Below are 21,392 nucleotides of genomic sequence, written 5' to 3'. Positions count from 1 at the left end.
AAATATAACAAATAAAAAAGGCATTTCTTGAAGAAATGCCTTTTTTATTGATGACTTACTGACCATCAAAGGTGATTTTGCTGCTTGCATTGAAGAGTTGGTTTGCACCACCATCCTCTGAAAGCTTGATTTGTAAGCGTAGATCATTTGGTGAATCGGCATGACGAAGTGCGTCTTTATAACTAATTTCACCTGCTTTATATAAGTCAAACAAGGCTTGGTCAAAAGTCTGCATTCCCAGTTCGCGAGAGCGAGTCATGAGAGCTTTAAGCTCATGTATTTCGCCTTTACGAATATAATCTGCCATCAATGGGCTATTAATCATAACCTCAATCGCCGCACGGCGCGATTTACCATCAACCGTTGGTACGAGTTGCTGCGCTACAACTGCGCGTAAGTTGAGCGATAAATCCAGATAAATCTGCTCGTGGCGTTCTGTTTCAAAGAAGTGAATGATCCGCTCAAGGGCCTGGTTGGCATTGTTGGCATGCAGTGTCGCAAGTACTAAGTGACCAGTTTCAGCAAATGCAACGGCATAGTCCATGACTTCCTTGGTACGAATCTCACCAATTAAGATCACATCAGGGGCCTGTCGTAAGGTATTTTTGAGTGCAACTTCAAAAGAGTTAGTATCAATACCAACTTCGCGTTGAGTGATAATACAGCCAGCATGCTGGTGTATAAACTCGATAGGATCTTCAATGGTAATAATATGCCCTTTGGAGTTATGGTTACGGTGACCTAACAATGCAGCCAAAGAAGTCGATTTACCTGTACCTGTAGCCCCTACAAAAATAATAATGCCGCGCTTGGCCATGACCAGTTCTTTAAGAACAGGTGGTAACTTTAATTCTTCAACACTTGGAATTTTGTGTTCAATGCGGCGCAGAACCATACCAGGTAAATCCCGTTGGTAAAAGGCACTGACACGGTAACGTCGAGTTTGTTCACGGTTAGTAATGGCGAAGTTACATTCCCGAGTTTCACTAAATTCTTTACGTTGCTTTTCACTCATGATGGAATGAATGAGCTGGTCAGCTATTTCACCTGTCAGTTTAGTCGATGAAATGGGAGTAAGTTGCCCATTGATTTTCATTGATGGTTCAACATCTGCGGTAATGAACAAATCCGATGCTTTTTTCTCACTCATCAGGTTGAGTAAGTCATTAAAATCCATGGCCATGGCAGTTCCTTCGCTGAATTACATAAAGCTGTCTGGTTGTTTGGCGGCAGTACGTGCGACATCCTTGGTAATCACACCCTTTGTGACAAGGTTTTTGAGGCTTTGATCAAGCGTGATCATGCCTTGATTAGCACCTGTCTGAATTGCTGAATACATTTGTGCCACTTTGTTTTCACGAATCAGGTTACGAATAGACGGTACACCCAGCATGATTTCATGTGCTGCAACACGACCACCTCCCGTTTTTTTCAGCAGGGTTTGTGAAACCACTGCCTGTAAAGATTCTGACAGCATGGCACGAATCATATCTTTTTCTTCAGCAGGGAATACATCAATCACACGGTCAATGGTTTTTGCCGCAGAGGTGGTATGTAGTGTTCCAAATACCAAGTGACCAGTTTCAGCGGCAGTTAGTGCCAAACGAATCGTTTCTAAGTCTCGCATCTCACCGACCAAAATAATGTCAGGGTCTTCACGTAATGCTGAGCGTAATGCCTCGTTAAAGCCATGCGTATCGCGATGTACTTCACGCTGGTTGATCAGGCACTTTTTAGACTGATGTACAAATTCGATTGGGTCTTCGATGGTTAAAACATGATCATAACGGTTTTCGTTAATATAGTCGATCATTGCTGCAAGTGTGGTTGATTTACCAGAACCTGTCGGCCCTGTGACTAGCACAATACCACGAGGAAATTCACAGATTTCCTTAAAGGTATTGCCTAGACCCAGATCTTCCATGGTTAAAACTTTTGATGGAATGGTACGAAAAACGGCACCTGCGCCGCGATTCTGGTTAAATGCATTGACACGGAAACGAGCCACTCCAGGAACTTCAAAAGAAAAGTCCGTTTCAAGGTATTCTTCATAATCATGACGTTGTTTATCATTCATGATTTCATAAATCAAGCGATGGACATCTTTATGCTCTAATGCGGGAAGATTGATACGACGTACTTCACCATCAATACGAATCATCGGCGGTAAACCTGCAGAAAGGTGTAAATCCGATGCCCCATTTTTTGTAGAAAAAGCCAGTAATTCTGTAATATCCATTCTTGCCCCAAAGGTTTCGTTATTTTTGTAAAATAATAACGGCTTTCAAAACATCTAACCAATACTTTCCACCGCAAAACATGAAAAAAACCTTGAGAGATGCCTGTTTATGAATCATTACCAAGAATCTCGTGATGTTGTATTGCAACAAATACAACATGCATGTGCACAATCCCACCGTTCAGCTGATAGCGTTCAATTGCTTGCAGTGTCGAAAACCCATCCGAGCGATGCTTTACGTGCCATGTATGCAACAGGTCAGCGAGCTTTTGGCGAAAATTATTTGCAAGAAGCACTGGATAAAATTGAGGCGTTGCAGGATTTGGCGATTGAATGGCATTTTATTGGGCATGTGCAGCGTAATAAAACCAAACATCTGGCTGAAAAATTTGCATGGGTACATGGCGTTGATCGCTTAATTATTGCTGAACGCTTGTCAAGTCAGCGTTTAGATTCTGATGAACCATTAAATATTTGTTTACAGGTGAATATTGATGGTCAAGACAGCAAAGATGGTTGTGCCCCTGAAGAGGTTGCAACATTGGTTGAGCAGATTAGCCAGCTTCCTCATTTGCGTTTACGTGGTTTGATGGTGATTCCTGCACCCAATAATCTGAAAGCATTTACCGATGCACAGACGCTATTTGAACAAGTCAAAGAGCACCACGTTCACCCTAACGACTGGGATACGTTAAGCATGGGCATGTCGGGCGATCTTGAAGCAGCAGTTGCCGCAGGCTCAACCATGGTTCGTGTCGGAACAGCATTGTTTGGTGCGCGAGATTATCAAAAATAACCATACAGATCAGGTGCGATGAGTCAGGCAAAAATTAAATGCGCGGTCTTATGAATGTAGTCGTATTGTTTGGGAAAACTGAAGTCAAAATGCTGTGTGGTATTGACCAGATTGACTCAAGGCTTTTAGCTCGTTTCAATGGGCTAGGGTGAATGCACACTGATGGACGTGTTTACACAATTGGGATTTCCAGCCGTTGAAAACACGTTGTTTGGGAGGCGCACGATTTTGACGACAGCCTTTGCGGAGGAGGGATGTTGTTGCATCGTACGTTTCCCATGAACATCGAATCTATTGTCTAGCCCACAATTTCAATCTTACTTGCCCCTGAACCGAGTGGCTGCACTTGAATCTGTACAGGGATGCGTTCATGCATGTCCTGAATATGCGAGATCAGTACGACTTTGCGCCCCTGATTTTGCAATTGGTCGAGTGCATTCATCACCATGTGTAGCGATGAGGCGTCTAAGGTGCCAAAGCCTTCATCAATAAACAGCGATTCGATTTTCATGGAACCTGATGCCATATTGGCAATCGCCAGTGACAAGGCAAGCGCGGTGAGGAAGGATTCACCACCAGACAGTGAGGCAACCGAACGTACTTCGCCATCCATATCATGGTCAATAATGGCGAGGCTAAGCGAGTGTTCTAGGCGCTTGAGCGTGTAACGCTGTGACAGCATCGCCAGTTGTTGATTGGCATATTCAAGTAAAATATCCAGATTATATTGCTGAGCCAAATCACGGAATTTTTTGCCGTTGGCATCTCCCATTAAACCTGAAATTTTACCCCAGCGATGTTCCTGCTGCTGAATTTGCTGAATCTGTTCGAAAAATTCTTGTTGTTTCTCTAGATTGCGCTGATGTAGTTCCAGTTTGAGTTTGAAGTTATCGCGTATGTCTTGTGTTTGTTGCAGGGATTCAAGCAACGCTGTGAATTCGGTTTGCAGTTGAGTTAGTCCAATTTCAGGCTGATGGCCCAAATGTTGTTGTAATTGCTCTTGAATGGCTTTTAGTGCTGCCTGAGCATCTGCCAATGCTCGCTCGGCATCTTGAACGTCTCGGCGGATCTGCTGGGCTTCTTCAGGCGAAATGTGCTGTAGCTGGGAAAGTAATGGCTGATCAAACTCTGCATGTTGTGTTAGCCATTGTTCGATTTCAAGGGTCGCAGCCTGATGTTGCGCCGTCACCTGAAGCAACTGAATGTTGAGCTGATCAAGTTGCCGTTGCTGTTGATCAAATTTTTCGCGGGCTTGCTCGAAACTTTGGCGAATCTGGTTAAATTGAAGCTGTAGATTTTGGCGTTGTTCATCATGTTGAATCAACCATTCATGTGGTTTTTCAATCTGTATTTGCGTCATTTCAAAAATCAATTGGGTCGCAAGTTCTTTATTTTCTTGCCCTTTACGCTCACATTCAGCTTTCTCTTTTTCTGCCTGTTGAATTTGCTCATGCTTGGTCTGAATTTCATGTATTTTTTGCTGTAGAAGTCGAGTTTTGTCATTCAACTGCTGATTCAGCATTTCAATATGCTGTAAAAGCTGGCTGCGTTGGTTGAGCTGCTGCACCATTTGATTGGCAATCTTTAGAGGGTGTTTTTGCCATGCATCACGTTGCTCTGTCGTGAGTAGATCGAGCAGATATTGGATCGTCTGCTCGGACTGCTGCACAATCGAAAGCTGCTGTGAAATCTGCTGAATCTGTTGGGTCAACGCACGTTGCTGTTTTTGAGTATCATCAAGTTGTCGGATCGACTGTTCGATCTGCTGCTTATCGTGTTGAAGTGTTTGAATGATTTGTAAAAGTTTCTGCTGGGTGAGTTCTGGTGCTTGGCTGAAATCAATGTCAATTTGAGCTTGAATGCAGATCTGACTCATGGATTGCTGAGTTTTTTCAAGCTCAGCAGTTAACGCATTTAGGCGGCTTTGATTTTGCGTGAGCGCCATATTGTGCTGTGCATGAATCTGCTGCGCCTGTTGCCAAGCCTGCAACTGCTGCTGTTCCAGTTGAATAGCTTGTTGTTCTTGCTGTTCCTGTAAATTCAACAGCTCACTGGAAAGTGCAGATATATCTGTTTTAAACGGATGGTGGGTACTGCCACAGACCAAGCAGGCTTCGCCTTCAATCAATTGCTCACGTAGCTTTTCAATGTTTTCAGTATGCAACAGGCGTTGCTGCTGCAAGATGCGTTGTAACTGTTCTCGTTTCAGTTTATGGATTTGATATTGCTGTTCAGTGTGCTGAACCTGTTGTGTACTTTGCTGAATCTTTTGCAAGAGTTCAGTAGATTGCTTTTGAACAGTATCTTGTTCTAAACGAAGCTGAACATATTGCTGAAATTGGGTATTGATGAGAGCCAATTGATGGCTTTGAACAGAGGTTTTCTCGGACGTTGTTCGTAGTTGTTCAAGTTGTTCATCAATGGTTTGCTCATGACCAAATTGCTGTTGCAGTGAAGCAAGCTGTTGTTGTTTTTGACTTAAATCTGTTTGTGCAGTTGTAAGTTCGCCATATTGCTGTTCGAAGCTTTGCAAATGCTGAATAAAGCGTTGTAGTGGTGCGATATGTGCAGACAGTCCTTGATCCAAACTTGAAAATTGTGCGGTTTGTTGTAGCTGTTGTGACCCTTGCTCAAGCTGTATCTTGAATTGATCACAATTCGTTTGCAATTGAGTCTGTTGTTGTAATAACGGTTGTAAAGTTTGTTGCAAACTTTCTAGCGTGGATTTGGCTTTAACAAATTGCTTGCCAATAAATTCGCGCTCTTGAATATAGGTTCGGACTTTCTCAAGGTTGGACAGATGTATTTGTTCAAACGTATGCTGAGCTTTAAATTGTTTATCCACATTATCAAACACAGTTTTTTCTTGTTCAAAACCGTGTTTAATGACGTTGAATTTTAGCTGGCAGCTTTGAATTTGCGGTTGTAACTGATACAGTTCCGCCTGAGTTCTTTGCTGTTGAATCACACTCGGGCGAATACTAGCAAAGGTTTCCAATTGTTTAAGCTGCGTGCGTTTTGAACCCAACGCATCAAATTTTTGTTGTTGCTCAGTTAGATGCTGCTGGCGGTGTTGTACATCCTGTTCGAGCTGCTGCTGCTGGGTAAACCAGCGCTGATATTGCTCAAGTTTTATCTTCTCAGCATTGAGTTTTTCATACTGTATATTGCTGTGTTGCAGTTGCTCGGTCAGTTCAGTCACAGCTTCATCTGACAAGATTTCAATATGTCCTAAAACATTTTCCAGTTCTTTGCGCTGCTTGGCAATGTCACGGGTTTTTTCAAATGCCAATTGCCCGATTTTGGCAAAAATCGCCGAGTTGGTTAGATACTCAAGTAATTCACCGCGTTCACTGTCGCGAGCTTTTAAGAAAGCCGTGACTTCAGATTGGGCTAACAACACCGCACGGGTAAATTGTTCAAACGACAACTGGGTAATATTTTTGATACTGTCATCGACGGCTTTGGTTTTATCGGCAATCACCACACCATCGCTCAGGCAAGTCAGCGAACGCTGTACGCTTTGCAATTTGCCCGTAGGGTTTTCACGGGCGCGCTTGAGTTCCCAACGTGCCAAATAACGTTTCTGATCGGGTGCAATAAAGCTCACTTCGGCAAAACCATGCCCCGTGCCGCGCCGTAGCACGGTTAAAGGTGAATTAGATAATAATTCTGAACCGTCGACATCACGAAGTTTGCCATCGCTTTCTTTGAGGCGTGGAATTTTATTAAATAGAGCAAGGCACATCGCATCCAAAATGGTTGATTTTCCTGCACCTGTTTTGCCTGTAATTGCGATCAGCCCTGCATTTGCCAATGGCTGACTTTCAAAATCAATCCACTGTTCACCTGCCAGCGATGCCAGATTTTTTATGCGAATAGATAAAATTTTCATGGCAAATCCTTAAGCAGAGGTTTCATCATCAAGTACATGTTGGGCTTGTTCAACCAAACTCATAAAGTCTTTGAGTACGCTGTCATCGGCATCGTAACCTTGTTTTTGCCACAGGCTGCTAAATAGTTTTTCGGGAGTCGGCGGTTCTAGACTTATGTTTAAAGCCTGATCTTGTTGCTGTTCATTTGGCAAATACTGGCGGGAAATCTTGACCAGTCGATAACGGTTTTTTGGCAGGGCATCTTCAAACTGTTGGCGCAAATTTAAAGCAGGCGGTTGGGTGGTACTGTATTCAATATCCACATATTCACGTTGCTCAATCTCCTCAATTTCGCCGTGCGGCAAAGCTTGTAGCTGGGTAAAGACTTCATCGAGACTGCCGCGAATGGCAATCAGGTTGATGCTGCGTGGAATGGCTATTGCGTCAAAAGTACACGGCTGTTCAGGATTTTTTGGATCAATTCTGACATCAACTACCTGATGATTATAATGAATTTCGCTAAAAGATAAGGGGATCGGCGAGCCGCTATAACGAATATGTGCTTGTCCGACTTTTTGCGGTTTATGCAAATGTCCCAGTGCCACATAATCAATTGCACCATCAAATAATGCAGTAGAAAGTGCTTCTTCATTGCCAATGATAATTGGGCGTTCCGAGTCTGACGTTTCTGCACCTTGCATGTGCGCATGTGACATGACAATTAATGCCTGTTCAGGTGTTTTTCTTTTTTGTGCTTCGCCAATCAGGGTACGATGTAGATATTCAATTGCAGATTGGCTGGTGCTGGTCTGGTCGTTCAGGCCTGTAATTTCCGCAGAACGTAGAAAAGGCAGTGCCACACACCATGCCACAATATTTTTTTGGGCATCATAAATCGGCAAAATCAGGCGCTCGGTATTTAAGCTTTTGTCATCGTTCCAGCGAATTACACCGACAGCTTTTGCATGGTATTTTTCCAGTAAGGGTTCGACCTGTTCGATTCGATAACCTGAGTCATGATTACCCGCAATCATCAGGGTTTGCATCTGTGGTGCAGCCTCGTGTGCATCGGCAAGGAATTGATAGAGTTGTTTTTGTGCCTGTGAGCTTGGATTGATCACATCGAAAATATCACCTGCAATCAGCAGAGCATGTGGTTGTTTTTCTTTGATTTGTTGAATGAGCCATGCCAGAAATTGTTCATGTTCATAGTGGCGTGAATGGTTATAAAAGAATTGCCCCAAATGCCAGTCTGAAGTATGAAGAAAATGCACGCTCATAAAGTTGGAAGTCCTGCGAATGAATGCCCATAAGGTAGCATAAAGCTGTATGCAAGGTGCAGAATACGCACCAAGATTGAAAGTGACTTTTTTTACGGTAGTTGAATTGGATTGATTGAATCCATTTTATTTTTATTGATTTTTTTCTGGATATATTGTGTTTCGATGTTGCTATCTCCATATTAATTTATAGGTAAGATATTTCGTAGATTGCTTAAAACGAGTGGAAAAATATTCTGAAAAAGAAAAGACCAACGATTCGAGTGATATAAATCGTTGGTCTAAGATACTTCGTACAACGGGTTATTTTTATGAAGTTACCCGAGGCAAAGATTGTTGATGGCAGGTGACTGAAGAGACGTTTTCGCTGATGCCGTGCAAAAACGTCAACAACAGACCTTGTACCCTATATAACGTCAGTGTTTGAGTAATGGTTGACAAGAAAGTTTAAAAAACTTTAAAAAAACTCAAGTGGTCTAATTTGTGATCAAATATTGGCAGGCATGCTATATTTTAGAGCATCTCATCTAATAAAAATGAATAAAGGAAAAACTATGTCTGCTGCAACTATTTTGATTACAGGTGCTTCGGGCTTTATTGGTGGGCATTTGTTACCGTATTTGTTAGAACGTGATTATCGGGTGATTGCCCTGAGCCGTAAAAATCGAACGTCAGACCACCATAACCTGCGCTGGGTTCAGAAACTCAGTCAGGTCAATAATGAAATGATTGACTATGTAATTAATCTGGCGGGAGAAAATATTGGTCAGCAGCGCTGGAGTACAGAGCGCAAAGAGCAACTGATTTATAGTCGGGTTGAGACTACAACACAATTGTTTCAGTGGCTTAATCACCAGAAGCATCAGCCAAAACTGGTGATTTCAGGTTCAGCAGTAGGTTATTACGGGATTGATGAACAGCAACAGTGGCAAAAGATTTGCGATGAAAATACTGAGCCCCAAGACATTTTTATGTCAGAACTTTGTCAGCAGTGGGAACAGGCAGCTTTAGCATATCAAGCGCAGTACACGGTTAAAATTATCCGTTTAGGCGTGGTCTTTGCCGCAGATGGTGGAATTTTGCCGCAGATGCTTCAACCGATAAAAATGAAACTGGTTGGAAAAATCGGACATGGTCGTCAGCCTGTGACATGGGTGCATATTGCCGATGTACTCAGTGTGATTGAGTTTCTAATCACTCATCAGCCACAGGCACACGTTTTTAATGTGGTTGCACCTGAACATTCGACCCAACAGCAGTTTGCCGAGTGTGCTGCCAAATATTTACAGGTTCGTCCATTACTGACAGCCCCAAGCTTTGCTTTTAAGCTTTTACTGGGTGAGCAATCTCAACTGATTTTAAATGGACAGTTTGTCCAACCCAAAGCTTTGCTTGAAGCAGGCTATCATTTTCATTATCCAACTCTGGATTTGGCGTTGCAGCAATTATTGGCGTAATTAGGCGAGAGCATTTTGTATGAGGCGCTGCGGCGAATACGCTGCTGGATCAACCAAAGTGCTTTGTTGCAACATGAGTTGACGCAGTAGGCGCGCAGAAGCAGGTCCCATGCACAAACCATTACGGAAATGTCCGAAGTTGGCCCATAAGTTGTCGACCTCTGGCATTTGCCCGATGTAAGGCACGCCGTCTGGGGAGCTTGGACGTAAGCCTGCCCATTGATCGACCAGTGGAAACTGTGCCAGTTCTGGCACCATTTCAAATACCGCATCGACAATATTTTGCTGAATATGGGCTTTCGGTGTGTTGTCAAAACCAAAATCATTCATGCTTGAACCACAGACAATATGTCCGTCACGCCGTGGAATCAGATACATGACCTTATTCATACACATGGTTGGCAACCAGTTTTCTGGTGTTTTAAATAGTGCCATTTGTCCATGTACAGGTTTGACTGGAATGCTTAAATTGAGTGGCTCAGCCCAAGTTTGACTCCACGCACCTGTGGCAAGTACCACCTGATCAGCTACAAATTTTTCGCCATTTTCAGTGTGAATTGCTGTGACTTTCTGATTTTGAATCTGTAATTTTTGAATTGCACAGTTTTCCACAAATTTGATTTGAGGTTGCTGTTTTAAATAAGCAATTAAAGACTGCAACAGCCGTGGGTTTCGCACATTGGATAAATGTGGGAAATACAATGCCTGCTGAAACTGTTCCGATACACGTGGATTGACCTGATGTAAGTGTTGCCCCTGTAGTAACTCTGCATATTGCATCGGTTCCTGATAGCGCTGCGCATAGCTTTGCCCAATGGCAAAATCTTCAGGGTCAAAAATCAGCATACCAGTATGCTGAATCTGAAAATCAATCTGGGTGATGGGATACAACTGTTCATTGTATTCCTGATAAAGCGCCTTGCCATATTGAGCTAGCTGGTTGACCGCAGCAGGGTAGCGCCACGGGTACATCGGCGACAAAATGCCACCACCTGCCCATGAGGCCGCTTTGCCTGCATGTTGCTGATCAAAAATCGTGACGGAACAGCCGTGTTGAATCAGTTCAAAGGCTGAGAGTAAACCACTTACACCCGCCCCAATGATGGCAATCTGCATCGTGCGCTCGATCTATCTAGGAAAATGAATTATTGCATTTCTTTGAGTTTTTGCGCAGCGACATCGGCAAAGTATGTCCAGATCCCATCTGCACCTGCACGGCGGCAGCACAATAATGATTCTAGAATCACATTGTCACTGAGCCAGCCATTTTGAATCGCACCTGCAAGCATGGCATATTCACCACTCACCTGATACACGAAGGTCGGAACACCGAAGGTATCTTTGACTTCACGCACGACATCGAGATATGGCAAACCTGGTTTGACAATCACCATGTCTGCACCTTCCTGTAAGTCTAGAGCAATTTCATGCAAGGCTTCAGCGCGGTTGCCGATATCCATTTGGTAAGTGTATTTGTTGCCACCTTTTAAGTTACTCGATGAACCTACAGCATCACGGAATGGGCCATAAAAACTTGAGGCGTATTTGGCAGAGTACGCCATGATATTGGTATAAATGAAGTTATTTTGTTCGAGTGCCTGACGAATCGCGCCAATACGTCCGTCCATCATGTCACTTGGTGCGATTACATCAGCACCTGCTTCGGCATGACTGAGTGCCTGTTTAATCAAGCAATCTACTGTTTCATCATTTAAGACATAACCATTTTCGTCAATAATACCATCCTGACCATGCGTAGTATAAGGGTCAAGTGCGCCGTCAGTAATCAGCACCATTTCTGGTAATTCTTTTTTGAGTAAACGGCAGGTGTTTTGAACCACACCATCTTCACGCCACGCGGCTTCAGCAGTCAGGCTTTTGTCTTCTTGTGGTGTAACAGGGAACAGCGCCAGTTTAGACACTCCAAGCTCTAAAAGGCTTTCCGCTTTTTTCAACAGCAAATCAGGCGATAAACGCTGAATGTTTGGCATACTTGGAATGTCTTCACGCTGGTTTTGTCCTGGCAGTACAAATACAGGGTAAATTAGGTGGTGTGAAGTAATTTGAGTCTCACTGACCATCGCTCGAAGTTGATCATTCTTACGGATACGGCGCATACGGGTGGCAGGAAATGCAGGGCGATTGAACGTATAAGTCATAACAATCTCGATGTTCAGTATTAAACTTGGGGGCTATTGTAGCCCTATAATGAGGCGTTTGTACAAGAACATATCATCATTCAAGGAATAACTCAGCATGGGTCAAGCAAAAAAAACATGGACAGGGCAACTGGATATTTCATCTGAAAATCAGCTCTCTGCAATCTTGCAGCAATTGTGTGATGCCTTTAACCATTCGCCTTTTTTACAACATAACGGGATTTGCATGCGGGTGGTGGATGATCAGATTCAAGGGCATCTGAATATGCAGCCAAACCTGATTGGCAATGTGGCTTATGAAATTTTACATGGTGGTGTGGCGGCCACCTTGCTCGATAGCCTTGGCGGTGTGGTGGCAATGGCAGAATTATATAAGCGTGCCGATATTCAGCATCGAGAACAGGTACTTAAACAGATCGAACGTTTGGCAACACTGGATTTGAGGGTAGATTATCTGGCACCTGGTCGTGGGCAAGCATTTATTGCTCATGCAGAAGTCTTAAGAATGGGCAAAAAAAGTTGTACAATGAGAATGTCTATGCAAAATGACTGCTCAGTCACTATCGCGGTGGCCATTGCTTCTTATGCTTATTAAATAGATGAATATTAATAAATATTGATTAATATTAAAACTTTAGATTGTGTTTTTATGTGCTAGAAACCTATTAAAATAAGGGGTTCTGTTGCACTTTGTACACGTTTTTACGAAAAAAACAATCTTGTATTTTTATAATCAAAATGTGATTTTTACCCGATATAACGAAGCAAACGATTCAAAAAATCAAGACTGGGTATAGTTCAAATACATTTCCTGAGCCGATTGGTGAAGCCTGTGCACAGCTGAGATGTATTTGAGGTGTTCTGATCACAGTTTGAGTTAATTTAGGAATATGTGATGACAGATGTCTCCAATAATACACCCGAGACCCAACCGCCAGAGTCAAATTCTGAACCAGCCATGCAAGCCAAACGCAAAAAAATGCTTGGCTTTTTGGCACTCATATTGGTTATTGCAGCGGTACTTTATGCAATTTGGGCAATCTTTTTCAATAATACGGTTAATACCGACAATGCCTATGTAGGCGCTGATACTGCTGAAATCACGTCAATGGTGACAGGGCAAGTCTCACAAGTTTTGGTACAAGATACTCAACAAGTGCATAAAGGCGATATTTTAGTACAGGTCGATCAACGTGATGCCAAAATTGCACTCGCACAGGCAGAAGCGGCATTGGCAAAAGCCAAACGTCAATATCACCAGACTCAAGCCAACAGCAGTTCTTTAAATTCACAAATTTTTGTGAGTAGTGACAGCATTAGCAGTGCGCAGGCACAGGTTGTCAAAGCACAGGCAGATTATGACAATGCACGTCAAGAGTTAGCTCGTCGTCAGGCACTTGAGCAAACAGGTGCGATTTCTAAAGAAGAGCTGACCTCATCACAAAGTGCAGCAAAAACTGCACTGGCTGCATTAAATGTTGCTAAAGCAGCGGTGTCACAAGCCGAATCGAGTCGTAAAGCGGCACAAAGTAACTTGGCTGCCAATGAAGCCTTGATTACGGGGGCAAGTGAAAACACCGCACCTGATATTTTGACTGCACAAGCCCAAGTCCAACAGGCATTGCTTGATTTGGAACGCACGTTGATCCGTGCACCAGTCGATGGTGTGGTGACCAGCCGTAATATTCAGGTCGGGCAGCGGGTTGCACCAGGCACTGTGCTGATGAGTGTCGTGCCTATTTCACAGCTGTATGTTGATGCCAACTTTAAAGAAAGCCAGCTGGCCAAAGTCCGTATCGGGCAAACTGCAACGCTTACCTCTGACTTGTATGGGAAAAGTGTGGTCTATCATGGCAAAGTCATGGGCTTTTCGGGTGGAACGGGTTCAGCATTTGCCTTGATTCCTGCGCAGAATGCGACAGGTAACTGGATTAAGGTGGTACAGCGTTTACCTGTACGTATTGCACTTGATCCAAAAGAACTAGCCGCGCATCCACTACGTGTCGGTTTGTCGATGAATGCTGATGTTGACCTCAGTGCGAAGTAATTGCTTATGAAAAATGCCACTCCTTTTGCTGAGTTGACAGGAGGGCGATTACTGCTGGCAGCATTTGTAATCGCGCTGTCAAACTTTATGGTGGTGCTTGATACCACCATTGCCAATGTCTCAGTCACCCATATTAGTGGTGACTTGGCAATTTCAACCTCGCAAGGCACATGGGTGATTACGTCCTATGCAGTTGCTGAAGCAATCTGCGTGCCGTTAACAGGCTGGCTGGCTGGGCGTTTTGGCTCGGTACGGATTTTTGTTGCTTGCCTGATCGGGTTTACCGTATTTTCCTTACTGTGTGGTTTGTCCAACAGTCTTGAAATGCTGGTGTTTTGCCGAATTGGGCAGGGGCTGTTTGGTGGTCCACTTATGCCAATTAGCCAAGCCTTGCTGATGCGTATTTTCCCACCTGAAAAACATGCCCAAGCTATGGGTTTATGGGCAATGACCACCGTGGTGGGGCCGATTTTGGGGCCGATTCTAGGAGGCTGGATCAGTGACAACCTGACATGGCACTGGATTTTCTTTATTAATTTACCTGTCGGGATTATTTGTGCACTCGCCGCGATTCGAATACTCAAACCTGCGGAAACCCCAACTACACAGTTAAAAATAGATGGGATGGGCTTGGGGTTACTGATTCTTTGGATTGCTGCCTTACAGTTGATGCTCGATCTGGGGCATGATCGTGACTGGTTCAATAACGGCATGATTGTGGTGTTGGGATTGATCGCAGCGATTGGTTTTGTGGTGTTCCTGATCTGGGAATATACGGATAAGCACCCTGTGGTGGATATTCGGATTTTCAGGCATCGGGGTTTTTCAATTGCAACGTTGACACTGGCGTTTGGTTTTGCCGCTTTCTTTGGCAGTATTGTGATTATTCCACAGTGGCTACAAAGCAACATGGGTTATAACGCCACGTGGGCAGGTTATCTGACCGCAATGATGGGCTTTGGTAGTTTGACCATGTCGCCGATTGTGGCAAAACTTGCCAGCAAGTTTGATGCGCGACTACTGGCGTCTTTCGGTTTTGTGCTGATGAGTGGCGTGACCTTGCTGCGGGCTTTCTGGAATAATGAAGCGGACTTTATGGCACTGGCATTACCACAGATTATTCAGGGTTTTGCTGTCCCATTTTTCTTTATTCCATTGTCCAATCTGGCATTAGGTTCAGTGTTACCGCAAGAAATTGCATCGGCAGCAGGATTGATGAACTTTGTAAGAACCATGGCAGGTGCACTGGGAACCTCATTAGCAGTGACCATTTGGGATGATCATAGCAAGATTGCCCGTAGTGAAATGGTATCTAGCTTGCATCCCGAAGGAACGGTACGAGCACTTGAAGCCAGTGGTATGAGTCATTCAACCATTGTGGGCACCATTGCGAATTTAGTCGATAAAGAAGCCTCAACCATTTCGGTCAATCATGTATTTTTAATTTTTACCTTGGTCTTTTTGGTCGGGGCAATTTTGATTTGGTTTAGTCCGCGTGCTAAAGGCAATGTCGAGGGGGGGCATGCTCATTAAAAGAAGCCAGTCATTCGACTGGCTTCTTTTATTTTAATTTAAATCTGAACGCGCACGTTGCAAGGCCCGATGCCACTGTTGTAGCTGGCTCTGGCGCTGATCTACTGAGATTTTTGGCTCAAAGCAACGATCAAGTTGCCAAGACTGGGCAATTTCCCCGACATGGGCAAACACGCCAATTTTCATGCCTGCCATAGCCGCTGCTCCCCATGCAGTGGCTTCACGCATTTTCGGGCGCATTACAGGGACATTGAGAATATCTGCCTGAAATTGCATTAACATGTCATTTTGACTTGCACCCCCATCAACCCGTAATTCTTTTAAGGGTTGAGATAGATCCAATTGCATTGCTGTGAAAACATCAGCCACTTGAAAGGCGATTGCTTCTAGGGCAGCGCGAGCGATGTGGGCTTTGGTGGTGCCACGCGACATACCACACAGTAATGCACGTGCATCACTGTCCCAATAGGGCGCGCCCAACCCTGTAAAGGCAGGTACTAGCACAACACCATCGGTGTCTTTGACCTGAGACGCCAGTTTTTCCACTTCTTGGCTGCTTTTAATGATGCCCAAGCCATCACGTAGCCATTGCACAATAGCGCCTGCCATAAATACACTGCCTTCGAGAGCATAATGAGTTTTATTGTTGCAGGTCCATCCCAGTGTAGTGAGTAGCTGATTGTGACTGTATTGCAGTTGGTTGCCTGTATTGAACAGCATAAAACAGCCTGTGCCATAGGTATTTTTTGCCATCCCTGCTTCAAAACAGGATTGCCCAAACAACGCAGCTTGCTGATCACCTAAAATCCCTGCAATTGGGATATTGCTACCGAGTAGACCTTGTGCAGTATCTGCAATATAGGCATCAGAATGGATGATTTTGGGTAAAACACTGGCAGGAATATCAAACAGTTCAAGTAGCTCTTCATCCCAGATTTGGCGACCGAGGTTCATGAGCATGGTGCGTGACGCATTGCTGACTTCAATTACATGTTCTGCACCTTGAGTCAGATTCCATACCAGCCAGCTGTCAATTGTGCCAAATGCTACATGCCCTTGCTGTGCTAGCTGGCGTAAACCATCAACATTTTCTAACAACCATACCAGCTTGCCTGCACTAAAATACGGGTCAATTTGAAGGCCAGTTTTTTTGTGAATTTTGTCAGATAACTGTTGTTGAATTAACTGGTTACACCATGCAGTAGCACGACGGTCTTGCCAGACTAAGGCGGGTGCGAGCGGCCTGCCTGTACGTTTGTCCCACACCACAGTGGTTTCGCGTTGGTTGGTAACACCGAGTGCCCGAATATCTTTCGCAAGAATCTGAGCTGAAGCTAAAGCCTGCTGTACCACGGCAATTTGGGTGGACCAGATTTCATTAGCATCTTGTTCGACCCAGCCCGAGTGGGGTGTCTGAATGGAAATTTCGCGTTGTGCGATGGCATGAACTTGCCCAAGTTCATCAAAAATAATCGCACGGCTTGAGGTTGTTCCCTGATCGAGTGCAAGTAAGTAGCTCATTAACAAAACCATCGTATCGTAGGGGGATAACAAAAATACTAGCGTAACCCTATAAAGAAAGATATCTGCCTGATGTTTGCAAATAGAGATAGATCAATTAAGCTTTAACGTGATTTAAAATAAATTGTTACCATAAGATGCATGCGATAAAAAAACTTAAGTTGAATCAAAAACTCACAGATTTAGATGTCCTTGAAATTGATAGTCCATCTTGTCGAGCTTGCATTGCCTTGCAGGGGGCGCAAATTTTACAGTATCAGCCCAAACATCGTGAGAACTCACTGCTTTGGTTATCTAAAGCCAATACAGGACAGGTCGGTAAAGCATTGCGTGGCGGCATTCCGCTATGTTTCCCGTGGTTTGGCGCGCATCCGCAAGGGTTACAGCCCGCACACGGTTTTGCACGTAACCTGATTTGGGAATTGCAAAACGTGAGTTATGACGAAGCTCAAGTCATTCACCACGCAGATTTTATTTTACAAGACTCGCCTGAAACTCGAAAAATCTGGTCATATGCTTTTCGTTTGAAATTGCGAATTTCTTGCGGGATATCTTTAAATCTGGATTTACAGGTCGAAAATATCGGGTCGCAAGCTTTTGAATTTAGTTTTGCATGGCATAGTTATTTTCAGGTTGATCAGATTCAGCAGACTGAAATTTATGGTTTGCAAAACGCTGAATTTATGGATCAATTGCAAAGTAATCAGCGCTTTTGTGAAATAGATGCTGTGACCTTTCAACAAGAAACTGATCGAATTTACCCGAAAGCATCGGGTCATTATCAAATTGTACAAGTACATGTTCAACCAATTCAGATTGCTGCACCCAGCTGTGCCAGTGTGGTGGTCTGGAATCCGTGGCAAGATAAAGCGAAGCGTTTGGGTGATATTGCCGAGGGCGACTGGCAGCATTTTGTCTGTGTAGAATGCGGACAGATTGCCAGTGAAACTGTACAATTGGCGGCAGGTTCAAAAGTAGATTACCAGCTAAAAATTACAGATATATAAATAGAGAAAAGCTCACTGGTAAGAGTGAGCTTTGGCATGAATTTTTTGCGCTGAATTCATGTGAGCAAGGTGTTAAAAAACACTCAAGTTGCGCGATTATAAAAGCCTCTAGAACCCAAGAAAACTCTATTTGTATGACACACTATCCTATTTTTTGATCTATTTTGGGTATTCTTTAGGCAGAAAACTTGGGGTTCGAGTTTTTAAAATATCAATAATTTATACTTTATTGAAAAATAAAATAATAATGGTGTTTGCTTCATGCGATGAGATAAAGAAATAGCAAAGCAATTCTTCTTTCCCTGAAAATAACGGCATAGCGCTTAAATAAATTTATGAATGATACTATCGGGCATTCTATCTGGCGGTGGTACAAGGCCTGTCATATTCATACAGTGGATATGACCCTGATTTTAAGTTTAAGATTTGTGGATTATTTGCGGTTTGGATATGAGTTAAAACCGACCAGTCGAGTAGTAATACTTGTCGTATTTGTGCCATTTATGGTGGAAATTTTGCTTTGGTTGAAGTGGTGGAATATTTGATTGTGCTTGGTAGGATAGAGAGGGGATTTTTAACTGTCTAGTCATATGCTCAAAAGCAGAGTTTTAAAGCTTTGATCTATAAGCAGATTATCCTCTCTCATAGATCAACATCCTAATGGGAGTTAAAATGATCCAAGTGGATCGCTTTCATAAATTTTGTTGGCAATTGTCGTCACACATTTCATATAGAGAAAAGGAAAAATCATCAGAACCAAAAAAGCTAAAAAGCTGTGGTCATAATAGTCTTTTAAAAATAAAGCTGTACTGATGCTCAAGATAATCATACTGACCAGACCTACTTTCAAAAAAGTATCTTGGGTTTTTGGGAAAATTTTTTTCATAGCAGATGACCCTCTAGAAAATGTCGGCGATAATTAAAGCAAATTTCTAGGAATTTTTAATCAAGAAAATGTAACCTAATGCAAATAAACCAGAAAAACCTGAAAAGTAAATAATCATTTTAAGGGCTTATTTTTATAATAGATAAATCATAGGTTGAAAGTATTTAACTGTTTTATATATAGATTTTATTAATTTTTTATTTTTATAAAAAACCAATCAGCCTCGCCTAAACGATTTTATATAAAATAGAATATTTCTTGATTTGCTGTGTTATTGATTGAAAAGTCATACATTGATACATTAAATAGATGAGGTTTATTTGTGATAAAAGAGCATTCAAACTCAACCAAAAAGAAAAAGACTAGCCATCCTGCAACATATTGTTTTAAATGGATTGGATAGAAAAACTATATATTTTTTGTGTACATACTTCATTTAACTAGCCATAACGATCTCAATAGACAGAGAGTATAAATATGAAAGGTACGTTGCTCGATTTTAGTATTCAATATAATGAAGGCATAATTAACGGCGAGGATAATAAACGCTACAGTTTTATTGGTGCAGAATGGAAAGAACAGATCGCCCCTGTTCGAGGACAGCAGGTTGATTTTTTGGTCAATGAACTTGGCCAAGCTGTGGGAGTTTATTTGGCAACACTTGGAACGCCATTTCAACAGTCACCTGTATTTCAGGAAGGCAATGCACAGTTACAAGAAGAACAAAATTATGGTTTTTTTGATTGGGCAATGAAATGTTTAAAAAATTATACCAATTTCTCAGGTCGTGCTCGACGTAAGGAATACTGGTATTTTTATCTATTCCAGATTTTATTGGGTTTTATTTTAGGCCTGATTTTGGCGATTATTGGGCTCAGTGAAAGCCAGATGAATATTTTTACAGGGCTTTTAAACTTATTTTTCTTTTTGCCTGCGCTTGCCGTTGGAGTGCGTCGTTTACACGATGTTGACCGTTCAGGCTGGTGGATGTTGATTGCTTTTACCATTATTGGTTTGATTCCACTGTTTATTTGGATGGTAAGTGAAACCAAACCTGAGCGTAATCAATGGGGAAGCCCCGCGAAATAAAGGTTCTTTAGCAATAGAAATCTTTTATAAGCTGAAAACTTACAGATACATGCTGGGATACACGGTGAGCAATACTATATACAGTTATGTTCAGTTATACGTAGGCAAGAGATGGCGTCAATTGAACTCGACTTATAAGTTGTTGAATATAATAAATATGTTTAGGTTGGTGATTGCTTGGGATACAAACTGGGATACAAATTAACTGCTGTTAGGCTTTTTTTAGCTTTTCTATCTGCCTCCTGATTTAAGCAACAATATTATTTTTTGACCATTTAAAAACTTTATTGGATTTAAAATCCGAAATTCGGCTGTTAGCAATTGTTATGCCTTATTAGTGGAATAAACACTATCCCTCGCGCCCGCGCGCGTTTCTTGATTCTGCATCTTTTCAATACTGGTGGGTTGTGTGTTTTCGCATCCTCAAATTGAGGATATTAAAAATCACTCATGGTACGCACTCTCAAGTACGCAGCTTGGTACGCATAGAAAACCCTCTTTCATGGGGTTGTTTTCTCAAATCGCTATACGCGCGTAGTTGTCACTAAACTCATTACGAAAAATAACGTTTTTAGATGCCAAAACCATCGCGCGTAGTTGTTGCGTAAGTCCTTGTTCGATACTGCTCCGAAAACTCTTTTTTAGGGCGGGAAATTGGTCTTTCATAGGGTTGTTTCGCAAAGCGCAATTTTGCGCTTTGCTTTGAAAACAATACGGTAGCCAATTAAATGCCGTGAATGGTTGGGCAATCAGGTTTCTGCCAGTTTTGACGAAAACCTCTGCTGCTCCATAAATTTGTGGTTCAGGTACGCCGTGTCTGCTTTCATTGAAAGGGTGGGGATGTTGACAATTGTTGACATCCAAAACCTTATAAAACCTAATATCGGAACTATAGAAAACTTTAGGTTGTTAGTGAAAGTTAGTATTAGAACCTGATAAAACCTGACATTAAAAATCAAATTCCACTTGGTCGAATTTGAAATGTGAGCAAATTTGCTCATATTCCACATTTGAAGTGGTGCATTTAGATCGGGCATTTACTTGGATGTACTTAGATGAAAAGCTGCCAGTTTCACATTTTACTTAGATGTACTTAGATGGAATGGTGGACATTTCAACTTTCACCAGTGATGAAAGTTAAGGGAAATACACCTTTTGATTTTTACCTTGTTGTACCTTGTTGGATGGTGAGATTTTTTAAACTTTTCCTTGATGTACCTTGATGAAATGGGTTTTCCTTAAAATCGTGGTAAACATTGCTGTGTATAGCTTACAGGAGGTTTTGATGGTCTTTTGATAGAATGCTCATCAAGGAAAATTAATAACGTGCTGTAAGTCTAATTTTGTACGACGTAGAACGACAAAACAGGTTTTTTACGTTGACGTACGTTGACAGATTGACATTTTATATAAATGAGCCAAAGCGTTTACATGTATGGCATTGATAGGTGTTTTAACCTGTTTATGTCACCATGTCGTCAACGTAAATTTACCCTTACGTAC

General features: G+C 42.5%; 16 protein-coding genes. 7 read left to right on the top strand and 9 right to left on the bottom strand.

Features of this window, described 5'->3' with window-relative positions; all coding sequences use genetic code 11:
• Positions 1-55: 55 nt before the first annotated feature.
• Together F975_RS12720 and F975_RS12715 are read right to left on the bottom strand one after the other, a co-directional pair.
• Positions 56-1,177: a PilT/PilU family type 4a pilus ATPase gene (locus tag F975_RS12720; RefSeq protein ID WP_034426356.1), complete on the bottom strand. Its 1,122-nt coding sequence runs from the start codon at positions 1,175-1,177 to the stop codon at positions 56-58.
• Between the two features lie 24 nt (positions 1,178-1,201).
• Entirely contained in the window at positions 1,202-2,239 is a 1,038-nt protein-coding gene (locus F975_RS12715; protein WP_004753946.1) for a type IV pilus twitching motility protein PilT, read from the bottom strand.
• A gap of 109 nt (positions 2,240-2,348) precedes the next feature.
• Here F975_RS12715 and F975_RS12710 point away from each other — a divergent pair, with 109 nt between their 5' ends.
• Positions 2,349-3,035, top strand: a complete 687-nt coding sequence (locus F975_RS12710) for a YggS family pyridoxal phosphate-dependent enzyme (protein WP_004753943.1) — start codon at positions 2,349-2,351, stop codon at positions 3,033-3,035.
• Between the two features lie 298 nt (positions 3,036-3,333).
• Here the strand turns inward: F975_RS12710 and F975_RS12705 are convergent, their stop codons facing one another.
• Positions 3,334-6,930, bottom strand: coding sequence for an AAA family ATPase (locus F975_RS12705; RefSeq protein WP_004753938.1), 3,597 nt, complete (start codon positions 6,928-6,930; stop codon positions 3,334-3,336).
• 9 nt (positions 6,931-6,939) lie between these two features.
• Positions 6,940-8,190, bottom strand: a complete 1,251-nt coding sequence (locus tag F975_RS12700) for an exonuclease SbcCD subunit D (protein WP_004753936.1) — start codon at positions 8,188-8,190, stop codon at positions 6,940-6,942.
• Positions 8,191-8,744: 554 nt separating this feature from the next.
• On the opposite strand from F975_RS12700, the gene F975_RS12695 reads away from it, so the two are divergent.
• Positions 8,745-9,647 carry a TIGR01777 family oxidoreductase gene (locus tag F975_RS12695; RefSeq protein ID WP_004753934.1) on the top strand — a complete coding sequence of 301 codons (903 nt, stop codon included), beginning with the start codon at positions 8,745-8,747 and terminating at the stop codon, positions 9,645-9,647.
• Here the strand turns inward: F975_RS12695 and thiO are convergent, their stop codons facing one another.
• On the bottom strand, positions 9,648-10,763 hold the full coding sequence (gene thiO, locus F975_RS12690) for a glycine oxidase ThiO (protein ID WP_004753932.1): 1,116 nt from the start codon (positions 10,761-10,763) through the stop codon (positions 9,648-9,650).
• A gap of 29 nt (positions 10,764-10,792) precedes the next feature.
• Positions 10,793-11,806 (bottom strand): porphobilinogen synthase, encoded by a 1,014-nt coding sequence (gene hemB, locus F975_RS12685; RefSeq protein ID WP_004753930.1) that lies wholly within the window; start codon positions 11,804-11,806, stop codon positions 10,793-10,795.
• 97 nt (positions 11,807-11,903) lie between these two features.
• Between hemB and F975_RS12680 the strand changes: the two genes are divergently transcribed.
• The 3 genes from F975_RS12680 to F975_RS12670 all read left to right on the top strand — a co-directional run bounded on the left by F975_RS12680 (position 11,904) and on the right by F975_RS12670 (position 15,386).
• Positions 11,904-12,401 (top strand): thioesterase family protein, encoded by a 498-nt coding sequence (locus F975_RS12680; protein WP_004753927.1) that lies wholly within the window; start codon positions 11,904-11,906, stop codon positions 12,399-12,401.
• A 300-nt stretch (positions 12,402-12,701) separates the two neighbouring features.
• Positions 12,702-13,853 (top strand): HlyD family efflux transporter periplasmic adaptor subunit, encoded by a 1,152-nt coding sequence (locus F975_RS12675; protein WP_004753925.1) that lies wholly within the window; start codon positions 12,702-12,704, stop codon positions 13,851-13,853.
• A gap of 6 nt (positions 13,854-13,859) precedes the next feature.
• The gene (locus tag F975_RS12670; RefSeq protein ID WP_004753924.1) at positions 13,860-15,386 is read left to right on the top strand and encodes a DHA2 family efflux MFS transporter permease subunit; all 1,527 of its coding nucleotides are present in this window, start codon (positions 13,860-13,862) and stop codon (positions 15,384-15,386) included.
• A gap of 33 nt (positions 15,387-15,419) precedes the next feature.
• Here the strand turns inward: F975_RS12670 and glpK are convergent, their stop codons facing one another.
• Complete coding sequence (gene glpK / locus F975_RS12665) at positions 15,420-16,907, bottom strand: glycerol kinase GlpK (protein WP_034426036.1); 1,488 nt, start codon at positions 16,905-16,907, stop codon at positions 15,420-15,422.
• A gap of 137 nt (positions 16,908-17,044) precedes the next feature.
• Here glpK and F975_RS12660 point away from each other — a divergent pair, with 137 nt between their 5' ends.
• Complete coding sequence (locus tag F975_RS12660; protein WP_004753920.1) at positions 17,045-17,914, top strand: D-hexose-6-phosphate mutarotase; 870 nt, start codon at positions 17,045-17,047, stop codon at positions 17,912-17,914.
• A gap of 667 nt (positions 17,915-18,581) precedes the next feature.
• Here F975_RS12660 and F975_RS12655 read toward each other — a convergent pair.
• A complete protein-coding gene (locus F975_RS12655) occupies positions 18,582-18,800 on the bottom strand; it encodes a hypothetical protein (protein ID WP_004753917.1) in 219 nt (72 codons plus the stop codon).
• Between the two features lie 477 nt (positions 18,801-19,277).
• On the opposite strand from F975_RS12655, the gene F975_RS12650 reads away from it, so the two are divergent.
• Complete coding sequence (locus F975_RS12650) at positions 19,278-19,889, top strand: DUF805 domain-containing protein (protein ID WP_004753915.1); 612 nt, start codon at positions 19,278-19,280, stop codon at positions 19,887-19,889.
• A gap of 516 nt (positions 19,890-20,405) precedes the next feature.
• Here F975_RS12650 and F975_RS15915 read toward each other — a convergent pair.
• The gene (locus F975_RS15915; RefSeq protein ID WP_155757298.1) at positions 20,406-20,555 is read right to left on the bottom strand and encodes a hypothetical protein; all 150 of its coding nucleotides are present in this window, start codon (positions 20,553-20,555) and stop codon (positions 20,406-20,408) included.
• Positions 20,556-21,392 lie beyond the last annotated feature (837 nt).

The sequence above is a fragment of the Acinetobacter brisouisimilis genome (assembly GCF_000368265.1).
Taxonomy (GTDB): Bacteria; Pseudomonadota; Gammaproteobacteria; order Pseudomonadales; family Moraxellaceae; genus Acinetobacter.
This window is presented reverse-complemented; position numbering and strand designations above follow the sequence as displayed.